Here is a 17,653-nt window from a genome sequence, read left to right as displayed (position 1 = left end):
CCGCCCCTCGCCTACACCTCCCCATGCAGGCGAGCTGAGGCTCAGGCGCCTGAGAGGCTGTTGTCTTTCCGAGTTTGATGACGGCGTTTTCGCTGGTCAGGGGTAGTGGTGGCGTCCGTGTGGGAGTGATGGATCGTTGTTTTCGTCGCTCTCGTGGAGGTCGCGGATGCCGTCGGTTGTCGGACTGCTGGAACAGCACGAGCTTGCCGCCCGTCGTCGCGTGGACGGGCTGCGCGAGGAAGCCGACCGGATCCAGGCCGAGCTCGCGGCGGCCGAGCAGGAGTGGCTGGAGTGGACGATCGCCCGTGAGCGTGTGGGTGCCGTGCTGTCCGCGCCGGGCGGGTGTCCGGCCGACGCGGTGGCCGCCGAACGACCGGGCGGTGCCGGGACGGATGCCGGGGTGCAGGCGTCCGTGCCGGTGGCGGCGAAGGCGAAGTCGCAGGTTCCGGTGTGGCGCGAGGGGCTGGCCGTGACGGCATTGTCGGCGGACTATCAGCGCATCCTGGCCGCGCTCGCGGACCGGGTCCGTCTCGGTCAGGGCCCGCTGACCTGCCAGGAGATGGCCTCCGCCTTCGGCATGGAGACGGTGCCGGCCAAGGTGGAGGCCCTGCGGTCGAAGGCGAAACGCCTGGCCGCGCGGGGCTGGCTGGCCGAGCCTGCGCCGGGCCGGTTCACGCTCGCGCGGAACGTGAGCGGGTCAGGCGGCGGGTCATGACCATGGTCATCGACCAGTAGATCATCGCCTCGGCGCTGGTGGTGCGGCGTTCGAAGTCGCGGACCAGGCGGCGGCTTCGCATCAGGTGGGCGAAGAGCCGCTCGACGATCCACCGCTTGGGCAGCACCACGAAGCCGCGCCTGTCGTCGCTGCGCTTGACGATCGCCAGGACCAGGGCGAGCGTGGCCAGGCAGTGCTCGACGAGGCTGCCGGTGTAGCCGCCGTCGGCCCAGACGAGTTCCAGCCGGTGGTGGGCATCGGCCGCCCGCTCAAGCAGCACCTTCGCGGCGGCGCGGTCGCCGATGTCCGCGCTCGTGACCATCACGCCCAGCAGCAGGCCGAGGGTGTCGACCACGACATGCCGCTTGCGCCCGTTGATCAGCTTCCCGCCGTCGAACCCGCGGCTGTCGGCGCCGACCACGGCGTCCGCCTTGACCGACTGCGAGTCGATCACGCCGGCCGTCGGCTCCGCATCCCGACCCGCCTCCTGGCGGACCCGGCCACGCAGCCGGTCATGAAACTCCTGGACCAGCACGTGGTCGCGCCAGCGGCGGAAGAATGCATAGACCCGGTCCCACGGCGGGAAGTCGCCGGGCATCGCCCGCCACTTGATCCCGTTGTCCACGAGATAGCGGATCGCGTCCAGTATCGCCCGGTGGCAGTACGCCTCCGGCTGCCCGCCGCGGCCGCGCATCCAGCCCGGCACCGGCAACAGTGGCCGGACCACGGCCCACTCCGCGTCCGTCATGTCCGAGGGATACCGCCGAACACGCTCCGGATGATCGGCCGCATTCCCGAACCTGTGAGCGACACAATCACACGACGGTGCAGCCGAGTTGGACTTCACCGGCGTGAGCACGTACAACTGCGGCAACAGGGTCTCCTGGATCTCGGTTGGCTTCGCAACCCCGAGCTACCAAGAGGCCCTGCCTTCATGCCCGCGGCCAGCCGCGATCACCCGATCGAGACTCCCGTTCGACGCCCACCCCTCAAGATCGGAACGACAACAGCTACTGAGAACGGACGGCCACCGAACGATCCTGCTGTCGGTAGACGTGGTGTTGGAGGTCATGGAGCGGCGGCACCGATGGCCAGGGCGAGGTCTTCGGGTTGCGAAAGCCAGGGCGGCGGTGAAGCCGACACGGTCCATGGCCTTCATCCAGCCGGGCGGGTTCGCTCCCGGCCCTCCCTGGCGGGCCTCTCCACCGCCGGGCCGCGAGAAGGAAGATCACTCAGAGGTCCAAGCCGAGCCAGAGCGATCAGATGGCGGGCTGATCGCCATCGGAGGCGTCCGCACCAAAGCCAGCCAACACGATCACGATGACAAGTACGGTAAGGACAGGGCCTGGCCTGCCGTGAATCAGAGGCCATCGGCCCGGCTCTTCAGCGTGGTGAGTATGAGGACGATGGTGGTCATGGGTACGGGGCTCTGGCAATGCCGACCTCGGAGGCCGGTGCGCGATGCGGGCCAGCCATCCTTGGTCTGGCCGGCGGCGAAGTCACGCGAATTCATCAGTACAAGTAGAGAGCAGCCTCGCTCCGCCTACAATATTTCATCCCGCCAATTCATCCTTCGACGAGCACGGGGAAGCAAGTGGGAAAACGCTTCATCGAACAGTTCATGTGGGGGTTTCAAGACACCTTCCGCATTTCACTTAAAATGGAATTCGAGCGGGCGTTTGAGCATATTGGATTCCCAGCCGAAGTCAGGTGCCTGCTTGTAGGGTTCAAGGTGGCCGGCGATCACCCATTCGATATCTGCGTAGAGCAGGGAGAGAAGCTCTACACTCCGGAAGATTTTTCTGACGTACAGCGCACCGCAATCAGAAAATACAACAAAAACCCTGAAAGTGAATTCCTTATCTCCGACCCGAGAGGACACAGACTCCATCAAGAATCGCTCATGGATGAAATGAGGGCCGAAGCGCTTGGGGACAGACTTTCCTCACTGGAGGAGCAGAAAGCCTGGACCTTCTTTGTGGGCAAATCAGTCAGAGTCGGGGACTACGAAGTTCACATTGTCGCCGGAATCCCAAAAGACAGGCTTGGCGAGGTGCCCCGGATTTCCACAACCTCGCGTGACCGAATGGCGATTGTTCCATCGCTCGTACACGCAGTAATCTGGGATATCCTTGGTCGAGCTCGACGAACTCTCTATCTACCAGATGCCGGTTCCGATCTTCGCATCTTGGGTGCATCAACGGATGAAATCGTACGTAGCGCCACAGAGCACATGCTGCGCACCATGATCTACTGCGCCGGATATTGGTTTGCCAGCGACTTTCACTTGCTGATGAATCAGCTGTCATCCTTGCCCTACGAAGGGCGCGAGGGCGCTGGGCGCTTGGTCTTGGCGAGAGCAGAAGATCCGGCCGTTGAGGTGAATTTGAAGCTAGCGGCGCCCGTCAAGAACCGCAATACGCCAGCAGTCCGCAAGCTTCTTGAGGGAAGCGGTCCAACCGCCGACGTGCTATCTAACGGTGAATTTGTCTACGGCCTCGGAACCGTACGGCCGAACTACGACCCTGCTTCCGATTCGGTGTTTGTTGTCACGTTCTTGAGGCGCGGATATTGGGAACTTTCCCACGCCGGCACGGCGCTTCTCGCTGCCCGAGACGGAATCACTAGCCTGCCCAAACACGTGCTCGATGAGAGCTATTTTCGCGACCTCTCGGATCGACTCTTCTCCGAGCCAGACGATGACGCCTTGACACAGGCAGCACAAGCAATCGGAAAGCACCGTCATGGGGCGATGCTTGTAATTTCCGCCGACGCGAAAGGTGAATCGCGTAGGCTTTCTCCTCAATCATGGGCAGTCGAGCCCACCCTGCTATCCGATAACTTCCTCACCCAGCTCACCGACATGGATGGTGCCGTCCTCCTTGACCCTCAAGGACGTTGCCATGCAATCGGAGTCATTCTTGACGGTTCGGCCAGGGGTGAAGGTGATCCAGCTCGCGGCAGTAGGTTCAACAACGCCGTGCGCTATCTCGGTAGTGAACACCCGCCAGCCATTGTGGTGGTTTATAGCGCCGATGGCGGTATCGACATCTTGCCGAAGCTGCATCCGCGCGTACTGCAGAGTGAGGTAAATGCAGCCGTGACTGCCTACCTCGCGCTTTCCGCGCAACGTCCACCTGACCTGGAGCGCGTCAACCGACTCTGGAAATCGGTTGACGCCGTAAGTTTCTACCTCTCCGCCGAGCAGTGCGAGGCGCTTAATCAAGCCCGCGAAGGGATCGAAGACTGGCGTATGGAGAACACTGAAATTAGGCTTCAGCACCCGCCACTGCGTCCCGATTCAAGGATGAATAGTACGTACTGGAGCCCGGAGGGTGATTAGACGACAACCGTAAGATTTTCAATTGCACGACCGTCGCGTGTGGCATCTTTCCTCGACCTATCCCGAGGCAGACCGGCCAACTGCCTGCGACAAGTCCGGCCGCGCTCGCCTTCGTGCTGACGAGGGAACACCCGCGACTGCACCCAGATCATTGCGGGCTGGATGCGATCCTGGCGCCCCCTCCTTGGGCCGGCCAGTCGAGGACCAGGCCCGAACACGTCATCGGCGACACGGGATACAGCTCCAGTCCATCTGCGCTGTGAGGCCGGATTGTCGGACCCGGCTCATAGGCTGTCATCGGTGCATCGGGTGCAGGGAGGGCTTCATGGCACACCAGCTGACATACGAGCAGCGGATAGCTCTGCTCAACAAGTGGAAGAACCCGCCGGGTCCGTCCGAGAAGCTCCGGCTGGATCGTGCGGAACGCATGGTGCGCGACGCGATCGCCCGGTACGCGCCCTTCCAGGGGCTCGCGATCACGGTCGACCCGAAGGGCTCATACCCCAACAACACCAACGTCCGCAGCGACAGCGACGTGGACATCAAGGTGCAGATGAACGAGTGCTTCTTCTACGACGGTGCTTCATGGCTCGCCAAGCCCGACCGGTATTCGGGGCAATGGACGCCGGAGAAGCTCCGGGCTGAGGTGGAACAGGCGCTTGTCCAGCACTTCGGTGCCATCGACACGGACCACAACATCGCCTTCAACGTGCCGGAGGTCGCCGGCAGCCGCCCCAGCACCGACGTCGTCCCGTGCTTCAAGTACGTCCTCTACGACAGCACCGCCGTCGGCGGGCACTACGAGGGGAGTGTCGTCTACGGACGCGACGGCAAGAAGATCGTCAACTGGCCCGAGCTCCAGCTGACCAACGGTCGTACGAAGAACACCAACACCAAGCTGCGGTACAAGTTCGTCGTCCGAGTTCTGAAGAACGTCGAGAACGACCTTGCGGCTCAGGGGGTGATCAAGGCACTGCCGTCGTACTTCTCGGAGTGCCTGATCTACAACGTGCCAGACCACGCCTTCCTCAACGGCGGCTTCGACGACGCCATCCAGGCGAGCCTGCGGGAAGTACACCGCCAGCTTACGAGCACCTGGTTCGGCGCTCAGGGCATGATGGAGCCGAACGGCGTGAAGAAGGTCTTCGGCGAAGGCCAGAAGTGGGACACGAAGGACGCACGCGAGCTAATCGAGGGCGCCTGGCACTACCTCGGCTACGGGAGCTGATGATGAACACAGCGACCACCATCCGCACCGGCGCCACCATCGCTGCCACCCTCTACACGGTCGTACTGGTCGTACTGGGCCTGTACCCGTCCGAGTTCCGGTACCTCTTCGCGTACATCCCGGCCGTCGTCGGCTACGGCGTACTCGTCTTCGACAAGTGGGCCTGGCACTGGCCTGTCATCCACCGCCTCACCGGCCGCCCCTGGGTCACTGGTACCTGGCGCGTGATCCTCTCCCCAAGTCCGGAAAGCCACATCCCCGAGGGGGGAAACCGGGGCCCGATCACCACGTACATGACGATCGAGCAGACGTACTGGAGCTTGCACGCGACGCTCCGCACGAAGGAGAGCACCTCGCGGTCGAGCAACGCCACCGTCGGGGCGCCCGAGAACTCCGGATCTGCCGAGATCGGTTTCCTATACGACAACACGCCCCGCGTGGAGCATCAGAACCGGAGCCCACGGCACGAAGGGGCCTGCCGCATAGCAGTGACCGGCCTCAGGCCCAAGGCCGCTACCGGGCACTACTACACCAGCCGATTCACCGCCGGCGACATGGACTTCACCCTACTCAACCACTCCACCGACTACGGCACCTTCGCCGAGGCGCAGGCCGCCGATCCTGAGCACTCAGACAACTGACCGCGTCAGATGTCGGAAGACCCTGGCCAGTGTCGTCACCAGCCAGGGCTTCACCCACGTCCGGCTGGCGAGAGCCGAGGATGGCGGCGGCCGCGACTGGCAAGGGCTTGTTCCAAGCGCTCTGGATGGCGTCCGCCAGCGCTGGCAATGGCGCCGGTACCGCCGCCGACTGTCTTCGCGGCTCTGGCCATGAGTCGCGCGGCATGGCCCTGGTCAAGCAGATCGGCCGTGATGGCCGCGCCGGGCATGGCCTTGCTGGCGTGCTCGTGAGCGAGGACCGGCTGCGGAGCCGGGAGGCAGGGGCGGCGGGCCTCCTGCGGCATCGGCGACGGTGCGCGCTCGTCGAACGCGGTGAAGAAGGCAGTCGAGCCACACCATTCCAGCGGGACGGACGGCCAGTTCGTCATCCCAAGGGCCGCTGTTTCGCCATCCTGCGCCACTGTTCCAAGCTGTACTGAACTGTCTGGGTGTCAGGATGATCGGGGCCAAGGATCCGTGCCTCATCCTTCAGCAACCTTACGAGAGCGTCCACTGCGGCGGTTGGATTTCCTGCCAGTCCTTGCATAACCGCGAGATCGTGACGAGTGGTCAATGGGTCAGGGTGGTCCGGTCCCAGGATTCGCAGTCTTTCCTCCAGCAACACCTCAAGAGCAGCGACTGCACTGGCCGGCTCCCCTGCCAGTCCTTGCATGACGGCGAGATCGTGGCGAGTGATCAATAGGTCGGGGTGGTCCGGTCCCAGGATTCGCAGCCTGTCCTCCAGCAACAGCTCAAGAGCAGCGACTGCGCTGACTGGATCCCCGGCTTGCCCTCTCCATCTAGCGAGGTTGTTGCGACAAGTGAGTGTGGAAGGGTGGGCAGGGCCAATAGTACGAAGCTGATCTTCGAGTAGCTTTTCCAGGGCATCCACAGCAGCGTGCAGGTCTCCCGCCAGACTCCGCATGAAGGCAAGATTGCCTCGGCAAGTAAGCGTGTGGGGGTGGTCTTTGCCCAGTACCCGAAGCATGTGATCGAGCAGATTCTCCAAGTCGTCTGCGGCGGCTGCTGGATCCGCTATCTGCCCCTTCCAATTGGCCATCACGCCTCGGGCGATGAGCGTCGACGGGTGGTCGGGGCCCAGCACTCGCAGCGTCTGCCCTAGCGATTGCTCAATGGCTTCTGCAGCGCCAGCAGGGTCGCCCGCTTCACCTCTCCAGTGCGCCAAGTTGTAAGTGGCAGCCATGAATTCGGGGTGATCAGCTCCAAAGACTCGCAGCATGTGCTGAAGCAGCTGCTCCATGTCATCTGCAGCTCTAGCTGGGTCCCCCGCCAAGCCCCAAGAGTGCGCGAGGGCGCCGCGTGTGGCCAGAGTGTCTGGGTCGTCTGGGCCGAAAAGGCGCAGTTGGTCCTTCAATAGGGATTCAAGAGCGTCTGCCGCGCCAGCCGGATTTCCGGCTTCACCCTTCCAGTGAGCGAGGGCACCGCGTGTCGTGAGGGTATGAGGGTGGTCCGGCCCCTGCACGCGCAGCCGGTCCTGGAGGAGAGCTTCTGCCACAGCAACGGCGCCAGCCGCGTCCCCTGCCGCCCCTTGAAACATGGCGAGGTGATCACGGGAGGTTAGGGTGTATGGGTGGTCGGCACCGATGGACTGCAACATCTGCTCCATTAGTTGCCGGAAGGCGTCTGCGGCGCCCGCGGCATCGCCGGCCTGTCCTTGCCACTGGGCCTGGTTGCCCCTGGCGGCCAGGGTGCTGCGGTGATCGGGGCCCAGACGACCGGTGACGGTCTGAACGAGGTGCTCGAAGTAGTCGCGGGCAGCCCTTACCTGGCCGGTCTCTCCAAGACTCCTCCCGACCCGGAACAATACGTCGTGTGCATCGCGGTAAAAGAGAGCCTCTTCGGCGCACTGGCTCAGCGCCTTGCTGCTGGCTCGCAGGGATTCCTCAAGCCGAATATCACGGGGCACGCCGAGCCACGCCGATACCAGCGCATCAGCGGCTGCTCTTGCGGCCTGAGCGTGTTGTTCGCGAGTGAGATCATCACGAACGGCGCGTTGGATCAACTGGTGGGCGCGGACAGCTTGATGTGGTGTCTGAGGAACATGCTCGATCAGGCTGAGCCGGTGCAGAGCTCTGAGGACGAGGATCGCGTCCTGAGCCGACACACTTCCTGGAGACTCTGTGGTGCCTTCTTGCCCGGTGGTGCGGTGTTGGGCGAGATAGGCGATGGCCGGTGGACCAGTCAGGACGCTGCCGGGAATGCCGTCTGTCCCGAGCATGGCCACCAAGTGAAGCATAGGTCGGGCAAGAGCTATGGGGCGGAGCGTATCGGCACGGTCGATGGACAGCGACCATGCGGCGCTGACGGGGGCAGCGTGGTCATCGGGCAAAGCGTCAGGGGCGGTATCCGCGAGGTTGGTTGCCCGATTGGCCAGGAGCGCACGGTATGCGGCACAGCCGAGGCCAGTGTCGATGAGGTACGCGGCGGCCTGGGCCAGGGCAAGAGGGAGAAGTCCGAGATCACGTGCCAAGGCCGTGAGCTGTTCAACGGGTTCTTGTCGGCCACAGACGGATAGAGACCGGACCAAGTAGGCAACTGCCTGCGCTTCAGTGAACAGGCCGACATGGATGAGGTGACGGCCGTCTCCAGCCAGGGCTGCGTCACGACGGCGGGTTGTAACCAGGAGGCGGCCGTGAGGGCTGGCCTGCGGCCACAAGTCGCGTAGGTCATTCGGGTCAGCTACGTCGTCCAGGACGATCATCCACCGGCATGGCGTCGCCCCGGCTTTCGGTGTCAGCCACGCCAGAAACGTCTGCGCAGCCCCTTCTGGGTCATCGGGGTCGGCCCTGCACAGTTCGACGCCGGCCTGCGCGTATCCGGTCACGACGGACGAGCGGGCGCTCGCGGTGACCCAGACCAGGACGTCCAGGCTGCCGTCCTGCCATGCGGTGCGAGCGTAATCGGCGGCGAGCTGGGTCTTGCCTACCCCTCCCATACCGGTGAGCACCTGCCCCAGCACAGCCGTGCCACCGTTGGCGACCACCGCCCGCAGCTGGTCGGACTCGGCACGGTATTGGAAGGAGTGAGCGCGGGAAGGGAGCACGCCCACCTGGTGCGGCCAAGAGGCCGGCTCGCGGGGCGCGCGCTGCTGCACCATGGTCAAATGGCCGGCACTCACCTGGTAGATGTAGCCACTATTTGCGAAACCGCCCTCAGCAGCCTGCGCGTCCCCTGTGTCGGATACCCATATCGGATCAGTCGGGATGCCGTCCGCCCCTGGCGTCGGCCCTCGGTAGCCGGTCACCGCCATGGCGCCAGCCGCAGCCGTGGCGTTCCCCGTATCGGTAACCACCACGTGCGTATCTGCGGCTCCGATGGGGTCCTCTGCGCGCTTGCCCCCAGTGGTCACGCGACCGTTCCCTCTTTCCGCGGCCCAGCTGGTCTGTCAGCTGTAGTCGATACCACTGATGGCGCTGCTGTCATTGCCCGTGGCGGTGGCATTCCCCGTACCTTCCGCCTTCGCGGACCCACTGCCCCGTCCCTTCGGTCGCCGAACACCCGTCACGGCCGTGCCCCCACCACTCGCCCGGGCTTGTCCGGTATCCACCGCGGTGTCATCCGTGTGGTTGCCTCCGGGTTGGAGCAGCGCCCAGACCAAGGCTGCGATGCCTACGGCGGCCTGGATAGAGGCCCCCGTCAGCTGTCCCGCATCGGGGCTGTTCAGCAGCCAGATCAGCGGCGTGGAGAGGACTCCGGCCGCCGCCACCACGATGACCGTGATCTTCCATCCCTGCGACATGGGCAACTCCTCTCACCCCACGCGACCGCCGCGATAGGGCTGATGAATCCACGTCCACGACGCAGACCTGCTCACCTTGTTGCTCACCGAACAGGGCGATAGCTCTGGCGGCTTCGGCCTCAACTCGGACGGCGGGGCATCAAGGGCTCGTGGCCTCTGACGGCCTGCTCGATGGCGGTGAGCTGCTCCGTGGTGGGGGCGCGAAGTGGGCGAAGTCGAAGCGGAGTCGTCGGGCTCCACAAGAGAGCCCTGCTGGCAACTGCATGAAGTCGCATGCGTGCGTCCCCGAGAGCCGTACGACCACCGACGGGCCGATGCATACCGAATAAGCCAGTCGAACTCGTCAGCCAAGCGGCGAGTCGGATATGCCAGCAGAACCACCTCTCACGTCCTGCCAGTCAAGCGGCAACGGTCTTCTTCTTGACGCCCTTGCTCGACGCCTTGGGCGCGAGCTGTGCAATCCGCTGGTGTGTGACGCCGAGCATGCGACCAGCCTCGGCCTGCGTCAGCCCAAGGCCGACGAGTGTCTTTGCTGCTCGTGTCATTGCGGCGCGGCGGCGGGTCTCCGCCTCCTGTACGGCAGCGTCGGCCTCTTCAGCCTCCCGCACGACCTCGAACATCGCAGGGTCGGCCGGGATCAGGTCGACGGTGTAGACGACCGGATCGTCCTCGATGTCCAGAACGAGGCTGACCAGATCTCGTGCGTTCTCGTGCGCCTCGGTCCAGGTCAGGCCCTGCGTGACGTTCTGCTCTCCCTTTGGAAGGCCGTCGATGGTCACGACCCAGAAGCGTCCCTGACGCTCTGCTGTTGCCTTGTGCGTGGTCATTCAGTGCGCCCCTTTTTCCGCTCAGTTCGATGATATGGAGACGGTTGGCCCGGACGGCCGAGGGAACTCACGCCCCCTCGGCCGTCCGGATGATCGATGCGGCAGTGCCCTCCGCGATCTCGGAGTGCCGGGGGACATGGACCTTGACGGCGCCGATCCTGTACGTCTCGTGCCGACCGCGTCCGCTACCTTCCGGCCCCGTGAAGTCAACCTCCTTCTCAGCTGCGATCTGCTTCAGCCGTTTCATGAGGTCTCTTCGCTTCACGAAGCGATTCTAATCCAGATTGAGTCAAGACTCAAGTCCGATTTGAACTAAGGGGCCCCCTGTGGGTCACCGAACTGCAGCGATGCGCCCCAGCTCCTTCCACAGAACGACATCGGGTTCGAGACCCCGGCGAAACACCGCGGGCGGAACATCCCCGCGACCGCGGGGGATGCCACGGGAGACAAGCTGTCCGACCTGTTCGCCACCACGAGAGCGGAACTCGCGCTCCCGGGCACGAGCGCTGTGGAAATGATCTACCCGTCAGCCTCAACACAGAAGCAGGACAGTCCCCGACGCCTGCCGGCAGAACCTGACCCAGCGGACAGGCAGAAAGCGGGTACCCGACCCGATGTGCGGCGTGTCACACGCAGGAGCCGTGGGATCACCATGGGATCATCCTCATGACTTCACACTCGCGTTCCACCGAAAGCCCCAGGTCAAGCCGGTTCCAGCCCGGCAAGGCAGACCAGAGGCACCCGTTTCGCCACACCAATGCGAGGCGATCGCCACACGCGAAGAGACCCCTCTCAAGGCGTTTTCGCAGGTCAGAACGTTTTTCTTGGTGGGGCGGGTGGGACTCGAACCCACGGCCGACGGATTATGAGTCCGCTGCTCTAACCGGCTGAGCTACCGCCCCTTCACGGCGTGGCGCGTACATCTGTGCGCGCCGTCTGCCGCAGCATAGCCGCTCATACGATCTCCTGCTTCGGATGCCTCGCATGATCGGCTTCGCCTGCCCAGTGAGACCGCGCCGAGGGCTGCCCGGTTCCCTGGACGGGCGATAAAGAAAGAAGAGGGCCCCTTAGGGCCCTCTTCTCTTCCTGCTCCCCCGGCTGGACTCGAACCAGCAACCCTCCGGTTAACAGCCGAATGCTCTGCCAATTGAGCTACAGGGGACTGCGCTCCCCCGACTGGACTCGAACCAGTAACCTGCCGGTTAACAGCCGGCTGCTCTGCCAATTGAGCTACAGGGGATTGCTGCGGTGCATCGAACAGCCCACCTCCGGCCTTGCCGGGGGGCGGGCGCCCGCTGCGAGACATAGATTAGCGCAAGCAGGGGGGTGCTCCGCCAATCGGTATCGACAGCAGGCCGGGCACCACACGACGAAGGGTGACAGGCATGCGGTACAAGGTCACGTTCGTGGTCGGACTGGCCCTCGGGTACGTGCTCGGGACGCGGGCCGGGCGCGAGCGCTACGAGCAGCTGAAGAAGTCCGCCCGGCAGATCGCGCAGAACCCGGCGGTGCGCAACGCCGCCGAGACCGCCGGCCACACCGGGCGCGAGTATGCCGGGAAGGCCTTCGCGGTCGTCAGTGAGAAGGTCGGCGACGCCGTGCCGGACTCGCTCGCCGGACGGGTGCGCGGACTGCGCGGCCGGGCCGGCGGCCAGGCCGCCGACGACGACTGGGGCACGAGCAACACCTGAGGCGCCACCGGCCGTACCCGGAGCCCCTGGAACCCGTGTGGTTCCAGGGGCTCCGGGGCGGTCAGGACCGGCCCCGGGTGCGGCAGAATTCTCCGCATGGGGATAGTCGCCGGGCTGGACAGCTCTTCCGCCTTCACACGCATCGTCGTCTGTGACACCGAGACCGGCGCCGTGCTGCGCCAGGGGTACGCGCCCCATCCGCAGCCGGCGGGCGAACCGGACGGTGCCAACCCCCACGAGACCGATCCACAGGCCTGGCTGCTCTCGCTCGGCGAGGCCGCCGGCGGCGGGATCCTGGAGGGCGTCCAGGCCATCGGCGTCTCCGCGCAGCAGCACGGCCTGCTGCCGCTGGACCCGCAGGGCGCCCTGGTGCGCCCGGCCCTCGTCGGGAACGACAAGCGCGGTCAGGTCGCGGCCGCCGAGCTCACGGAGGCCCTCGGCGGACGGCACGCCTGGGCCGAGGCGGTGGGCTCGGTCCCGCACTCCGCGCAGCCCGTCGCCAAGCTCGCCTGGCTGGCCCGCACCGAGCCCGAGGCGGCCCGCCGGGTGGCCGTGCTGATGTCCGCGCACGACTGGCTGGTCTGGCAGCTGCTGGGCCGTCCGGCTCGCCGCACCACCGACCGCGGCGGGGCCTCCGGCACCGGCTACTGGTCGGCGGCCGCCGGGGCCTGGCGGCCCGACCTGGTCGAGCTGGCGCTCGGACACCGGGCCCTGCTGCCCGAGGTGCTCGGCCCGGCCGACGCGGCCGGGACCACGCCCGAGGGGCTGCTGATATCGGCCGGTACCGGCGAGACCATGGCCGCGGCCCTCGGCCTGGGACTGGGCCCCGGCGACGCGGTGGTCTCGCTGGGCGCGTCCGGTTCGGTGATGGCGGTGCACCGCGAGGCGCTGTCGGAGCCGGGCGGGCTGATCACCTCCCTGGCCGACGCCACCGGCATGCACCTGCCCGTGGTGAACACCTCCAACGCCGTACGGACCCTGCGCGGCACCGCCGAACTGCTCGGCACCGACCTGGAGGGGCTGTCCGGGCTCGCGCTGAAGTCGACGCCGGGCGCGCACGGCCTCGTACTCCTGCCGTATCTGGAAGGCGAGCGGACGCCGAATCTGCCGCACTCCGCCGGGACCCTCACCGGGCTGCGCCGGGACTCGATGAAGCCCGAGCACCTGGCCCGGGCGGCCTTCGAGGGCATGCTGTGCGGCCTGGTGGACGCCCTCGACGTGCTGCGCTCGCGCGGGGTCGAGATCCGCCGGGTGTTCCTGCTCGGCGCGGCCGCCGAGCTGCCCGCCGTGCAGGCCGCGGCGCCCGGACTGTTCGGGACACAGGTCGTCGTGCCGGCGCCGGCGGACTACGCGGCGCTGGGCGCCGCCCGCCAGGCGGCCTGGGCCCTCGGTGTGGCGCAGGGCACCCTGGCCCCGCACACTCCGCCGGTCTGGCCCGCCCCCGCGGCGCAGGTCTTCGAGCCGGGCGAGGACTTCCCGGCGTGGCAGGGCGTGCGCCAGCAGTACATCGCGACGCGGGAGCAGATCCACCCCGGGGCGTTCTGACCGGACCCCTGCGGGGGGCCTGGGTCTCCCGCGGGAGTCCTGGGTCCCCCTGCCGGGCGGCTGGTCCTTTTGACCGGCCTTTGCGAAATCCGGTGGGGTTCGATGGTCCGTTTGGCCGAAGATGGGTTGAACCCCCTCGACTGTGCCGACCGGAGCCTGCGCGTGCTCATACGACTTCTGCGGACCCACCTGGGTCCGTACCGGAAACCCATCGCGGCGCTGGTCCTGCTGCAACTGCTGCAGACCAGTGCCAGCCTCTACCTGCCCACCCTGAACGCCGACATCATCGACAACGGTGTCGTCAACGGCGACACCGGCTACATCCTGCGCTTCGGCGCGCTGATGCTCGGCGTCTCGCTCGTCCAGCTCGTCTGCAACGTCGGAGCCGTCTACTACGGTGCCCGCACGGCGGCGGCCGTCGGCCGCGACGTCCGGGCCTCGGTCTTCGACCGGGTGCAGAGCTTCTCCGCACGGGAGCTCGGCCAGTTCGGCGCCCCGTCCCTGATCACCCGTACGACCAATGACGTGCAGCAGGTCCAGATGCTGGTCCTGATGACCTTCACCCTGATGGTCTCGGCGCCGATCATGTGCGTCGGCGGCATCGCCATGGCGCTCTCGCTGGACGTGAAACTGTCGGGCGTCCTGCTGGCCGTGGTGCCCGTGCTCGGGATCTCGGTCGGTGCCATCGTCTTCCGGACGCGGCCGCTGTTCCGCCGGATGCAGGAGCGTCTGGACACCGTGAACCGGGTGCTGCGCGAGCAGATCACCGGCAACCGGGTGATCCGGGCCTTCGTCCGCGACGACTACGAGAAGGACCGCTTCCGCGAGGCCAACGCCGACCTCACCGGCGTCTCCCTGGCCGCGGGCAAGCTGCTGGCCCTGATGTTCCCGACCGTGATCGTGGTCGTGAACATCTCCAGCGTCGCCGTGATCTGGTTCGGTGCGATGCGCGTCGACAGCGGCGGCATGGAGATCGGCCAGCTGACGGCCTTCCTCGCCTATCTGATGCAGATCGTCATGTCCGTGATGATGGCCACCTTCATGTTCATGATGGTGCCGCGCGCCGAGGTCTGCGCCGAGCGCATCCAGGAGGTGCTGGACACCGAGTCCAGCGTCGTCCCACCCGCCGACCCGGTGCGCGCACTCGGCCGCAGCGGGCTCCTGGAGCTGCGCGGCGCCGACTTCCGCTACCCGGGCGCCGAGGCACCGGTCCTGCGCGGCGTGGACCTGGTGGCCCGCCCCGGCGAGACCACGGCGGTGATCGGCTCCACCGGAAGCGGCAAGTCCACCCTGCTCGGCCTGGTTCCGCGGCTGTTCGACGCGACCGGCGGAGAGGTGCTGGTCGACGGCGAGGACGTGCGCCGCCTCGACCCCGAACTCCTGGCGAAGACGGTCGGCATGGTCCCGCAGAAGCCCTACCTGTTCTCCGGCACCATCGCCTCCAACCTGCGCTACGGGCGCCCGGACGCGAGCGACGAGGAGCTGTGGCAGGCCCTGGAAGTGGCCCAGGCCAAGGAGTTCGTCACGGCGCTGGAGGGCGGCCTCGAGGCCCCGGTCGCCCAGGGCGGCACCAACGTCTCCGGCGGCCAGCGCCAGCGCCTGGCCATCGCCCGCACACTCGTACAGCGTCCGGAGATCTACCTCTTCGACGACTCCTTCTCGGCCCTGGACTACGCGACGGACGCGGCGCTGCGCGCGGCGCTCGCCCGCGAGACCGAGGACGCGACCGTGGTCATCGTCGCCCAGCGGGTCGCGACGATCCGCGACGCCGACCGGATCATCGTCCTGGACGAGGGGCAGGTCGTGGGCGAGGGACGCCACCACGAGCTGATGGCCGGCAACGAGACCTACCGGGAGATCGTGCTCTCCCAGCTGACGGAGGCGGAGGCCGCATGAGCGGGCCCGGAGGACGGATGATGATGGGGCCGGCCCAGCGGTCCCTGGATTTCAAGGGATCGGGCAAACGGCTGCTGGGCCAGCTCGCACAGGACCGGGCGAAGCTGTGGGGCATGGTCCTGGCCGTTGTCGGCAGCGTCGCCTGCGCGGTCGTCGGACCGAAGATCCTCGGCGAGGCGACCGACCTGGTCTTCGCGGGGATCGTCGGCCGGGAGATGCCGGCCGGCCTGACCAAGCAGCAGGCGCTGGACGGGATGCGCGCCCAGGGCGACGGCGGCATGGCGGACATGCTCTCCGGCACCGACTTCACCCCGGGCCGGGGCATCGACTTCGGTGCCGTCGGGGTCGTGGCGATCTGGGCTCTGGTGGTCTTCACCCTGGCCGGGCTGCTGATGCTGGTGGCGACCCGGCTGTCGAACCACGTCATGAACGGCACCCTGTACCGGCTGCGCGAGGAGCTCCAGGCGAAGCTGTCGCGGCTGCCGCTGTCGTACTTCGACCAGCAGAAGCGCGGCGAGGTGCTGAGCCGGGCCACCAACGACATCGACAACATCGGCCAGACGCTGCAGCAGACGATGGGGCAGCTGCTGAACTCGCTGCTGACCATCGTCGGTGTGCTCGCGATGATGTTCTGGATCTCGCCGCTGCTGGCGCTGGTCGCCGTGGGAACCGTACCGGTCTCGGTGTACGTCGCCGCGAAGATCGGCAAGAAGTCGCAGCCGCAGTTCGTGGAACAGTGGAAGACGACCGGTGCGCTCAACGCCCACATCGAGGAGATGTACTCGGGGCACAACCTGGTCAAGGTCTTCGGTCGGCAGAAGGAGTCCGCGGCGGTCTTCGCCGAGCAGAACGACGCACTGTTCCGGGCCTCGTTCAAGGCTCAGCTGGTCAGCGGCATCATGCAGCCGGTGATGTTCTTCATCTCGAACATCAACTACGTGCTGATCGCGGTGGTCGGCGGGCTGCGGGTCGCCTCCGGCACCCTGTCGATCGGTGACGTGCAGGCCTTCATCCAGTACTCGCGGCAGTTCTCGATGCCGCTCACGCAGGTCGCGTCGATGGCGAACCTCGTGCAGTCCGGTGTCGCCTCGGCGGAGCGGGTCTACGAGCTGCTGGACGCCCCGGAGCAGGAGCGCGACGCCGACGTGCCGGAACGCCCGCAGGAGCTGCGCGGACAGGTCACCTTCGACAAGGTGGCCTTCCGCTACGAGCCGGACCGGCCGCTGATCGAGAACCTCTCGCTGGCGGTGGAGCCGGGTCACACGGTCGCGATCGTCGGCCCGACGGGGGCCGGGAAGACCACCCTGGTGAATCTGCTGATGCGGTTCTACGAGGTCACCGGCGGCGAGATCGCGCTGGACGGGGTGGACATCGCCAAGATGACCCGCGAGGAACTGCGCGCGGGCATCGGCATGGTGCTCCAGGACACCTGGCTGTTCGGCGGCACCATCGCGGAGAACATCGCGTACGGCGCTTCGCGCCAGGTCGCGCGCGCCGAGATCGAGGAGGCGGCGCGGGCGGCGCACGCGGACCGGTTCATCCGGACCCTGCCGGACGGCTACGACACGGTGCTGGACGACGAGGGTGCGGGGGTCAGCGCGGGCGAGAAGCAGCTGATCACCATCGCCCGGGCGTTCCTGTCGGACCCGGTGATCCTGGTCCTCGACGAGGCGACGAGCTCGGTGGACACCCGTACGGAAGTACTGATCCAGAAGGCGATGGCGCGGCTCGCGCACGGCCGTACGTCCTTCGTGATCGCGCACCGGCTCTCCACCATCCGCGACGCCGACCTGATCCTGGTGATGGAGAGCGGATCGATCGTCGAGCAGGGCACGCACGAGGAGCTGCTGGCGTCCGGCGGTGCCTACGCCCGCCTGTACGCGGCGCAGTTCGCCCAGGCGGTCGCCGAGGTCGACTGACCGCGGCGCGGACGGGCCGGGGGCGTCCTCCGGGGCGCCCCCCGCCGTGGCCGCGGGCGCCGTGCGCGTC

13 protein-coding genes and 3 tRNA genes are annotated in these 17,653 nt (G+C 66.5%); 8 read left to right on the top strand and 8 right to left on the bottom strand.

What is annotated here, in order from left to right; translation table 11 throughout:
- The first annotated feature begins 166 nt into the window (after positions 1 to 166).
- A complete protein-coding gene (locus AW27_RS22720) occupies positions 167 to 715 on the top strand; it encodes a hypothetical protein (RefSeq protein ID WP_304949832.1) in 549 nt (182 codons plus the stop codon).
- On the opposite strand, the gene AW27_RS22715 is transcribed toward AW27_RS22720, so the two are convergent.
- Positions 672 to 1,463, bottom strand: coding sequence for an IS5 family transposase (locus AW27_RS22715; RefSeq protein ID WP_304949834.1), 792 nt, complete (start codon positions 1,461 to 1,463; stop codon positions 672 to 674). The genes AW27_RS22720 and AW27_RS22715 overlap by 44 nt on opposite strands.
- 846 nt (positions 1,464 to 2,309) lie before the next feature.
- Between AW27_RS22715 and AW27_RS22710 the strand changes: the two genes are divergently transcribed.
- The 3 genes from AW27_RS22710 (at position 2,310) to AW27_RS22700 (ending at position 5,927) form a co-directional block, all read left to right on the top strand.
- Entirely contained in the window at positions 2,310 to 4,058 is a 1,749-nt protein-coding gene (locus AW27_RS22710; RefSeq protein WP_078556679.1) for an anti-phage protein, read from the top strand.
- A 325-nt stretch (positions 4,059 to 4,383) separates the two neighbouring features.
- Complete coding sequence (locus AW27_RS22705) at positions 4,384 to 5,286, top strand: nucleotidyltransferase-like protein (RefSeq protein ID WP_052030883.1); 903 nt, start codon at positions 4,384 to 4,386, stop codon at positions 5,284 to 5,286.
- 2 nt (positions 5,287 to 5,288) lie between these two features.
- On the top strand, positions 5,289 to 5,927 hold the full coding sequence (locus AW27_RS22700) for a Cap15 family cyclic dinucleotide receptor domain-containing protein (RefSeq protein ID WP_037923942.1): 639 nt from the start codon (positions 5,289 to 5,291) through the stop codon (positions 5,925 to 5,927).
- A 403-nt stretch (positions 5,928 to 6,330) separates the two neighbouring features.
- Here the strand turns inward: AW27_RS22700 and AW27_RS22695 are convergent, their stop codons facing one another.
- From AW27_RS22695 to AW27_RS22665, 7 genes are all read right to left on the bottom strand, one after another.
- Positions 6,331 to 9,315, bottom strand: a complete 2,985-nt coding sequence (locus tag AW27_RS22695) for a tetratricopeptide repeat protein (RefSeq protein ID WP_078556677.1) — start codon at positions 9,313 to 9,315, stop codon at positions 6,331 to 6,333.
- A gap of 36 nt (positions 9,316 to 9,351) precedes the next feature.
- Entirely contained in the window at positions 9,352 to 9,705 is a 354-nt protein-coding gene (locus AW27_RS22690; RefSeq protein ID WP_172671353.1) for a hypothetical protein, read from the bottom strand.
- Between the two features lie 398 nt (positions 9,706 to 10,103).
- On the bottom strand, positions 10,104 to 10,532 hold the full coding sequence (locus AW27_RS22685; protein WP_063890612.1) for a hypothetical protein: 429 nt from the start codon (positions 10,530 to 10,532) through the stop codon (positions 10,104 to 10,106).
- A 67-nt stretch (positions 10,533 to 10,599) separates the two neighbouring features.
- Positions 10,600 to 10,797, bottom strand: a complete 198-nt coding sequence (locus AW27_RS22680) for a hypothetical protein (protein ID WP_037923936.1) — start codon at positions 10,795 to 10,797, stop codon at positions 10,600 to 10,602.
- Between the two features lie 560 nt (positions 10,798 to 11,357).
- Positions 11,358 to 11,434 (bottom strand) — tRNA-Ile (locus tag AW27_RS22675).
- A gap of 187 nt (positions 11,435 to 11,621) precedes the next feature.
- Positions 11,622 to 11,694 (bottom strand) — tRNA-Asn (locus tag AW27_RS22670).
- 5 nt (positions 11,695 to 11,699) lie between these two features.
- Positions 11,700 to 11,772: transfer RNA gene (locus AW27_RS22665), tRNA-Asn, on the bottom strand.
- A gap of 145 nt (positions 11,773 to 11,917) precedes the next feature.
- On the opposite strand from AW27_RS22665, the gene AW27_RS22660 reads away from it, so the two are divergent.
- From AW27_RS22660 to AW27_RS22645, 4 genes are all read left to right on the top strand, one after another.
- Entirely contained in the window at positions 11,918 to 12,223 is a 306-nt protein-coding gene (locus tag AW27_RS22660; RefSeq protein WP_037923934.1) for a hypothetical protein, read from the top strand.
- 96 nt (positions 12,224 to 12,319) lie between these two features.
- A complete protein-coding gene (locus AW27_RS22655) occupies positions 12,320 to 13,768 on the top strand; it encodes an FGGY family carbohydrate kinase (RefSeq protein ID WP_037923931.1) in 1,449 nt (482 codons plus the stop codon).
- Between the two features lie 162 nt (positions 13,769 to 13,930).
- The gene (locus AW27_RS22650) at positions 13,931 to 15,664 is read left to right on the top strand and encodes an ABC transporter ATP-binding protein (protein WP_037923928.1); all 1,734 of its coding nucleotides are present in this window, start codon (positions 13,931 to 13,933) and stop codon (positions 15,662 to 15,664) included.
- Entirely contained in the window at positions 15,661 to 17,583 is a 1,923-nt protein-coding gene (locus AW27_RS22645) for an ABC transporter ATP-binding protein (protein WP_037923925.1), read from the top strand. The genes AW27_RS22650 and AW27_RS22645 overlap by 4 nt, the downstream gene beginning before the upstream one ends.
- Positions 17,584 to 17,653 lie beyond the last annotated feature (70 nt).

The sequence above is a fragment of the Streptomyces sp. PCS3-D2 genome, from assembly GCF_000612545.2.
Classification (GTDB): Bacteria; Actinomycetota; Actinomycetes; order Streptomycetales; family Streptomycetaceae; genus Streptomyces.
The sequence above is the reverse complement of the archived record's forward strand: the minus strand, read 5'-3'. Positions and strand labels throughout refer to the sequence as shown.

Excerpts from the sequence above, each read along its gene's own strand:
- AW27_RS22685 (WP_063890612.1), bottom strand. The coding sequence starts at position 10,532 with ATGACCACGCACAAGGCAACAGCAGAGCGTCAGGGACGCTTCTGGGTC.
- AW27_RS22645 (WP_037923925.1), top strand. The coding sequence starts at position 15,661 with ATGAGCGGGCCCGGAGGACGGATGATGATGGGGCCGGCCCAGCGGTCC.
- AW27_RS22655 (WP_037923931.1), top strand. The coding sequence starts at position 12,320 with ATGGGGATAGTCGCCGGGCTGGACAGCTCTTCCGCCTTCACACGCATC.
- AW27_RS22715 (WP_304949834.1), bottom strand. The coding sequence starts at position 1,463 with ATGACGGACGCGGAGTGGGCCGTGGTCCGGCCACTGTTGCCGGTGCCG.
- AW27_RS22720 (WP_304949832.1), top strand. The coding sequence starts at position 167 with ATGCCGTCGGTTGTCGGACTGCTGGAACAGCACGAGCTTGCCGCCCGT.
- AW27_RS22660 (WP_037923934.1), top strand. The coding sequence starts at position 11,918 with ATGCGGTACAAGGTCACGTTCGTGGTCGGACTGGCCCTCGGGTACGTG.
- AW27_RS22690 (WP_172671353.1), bottom strand. The coding sequence starts at position 9,705 with ATGTCGCAGGGATGGAAGATCACGGTCATCGTGGTGGCGGCGGCCGGA.
- AW27_RS22705 (WP_052030883.1), top strand. The coding sequence starts at position 4,384 with ATGGCACACCAGCTGACATACGAGCAGCGGATAGCTCTGCTCAACAAG.
- AW27_RS22700 (WP_037923942.1), top strand. The coding sequence starts at position 5,289 with ATGAACACAGCGACCACCATCCGCACCGGCGCCACCATCGCTGCCACC.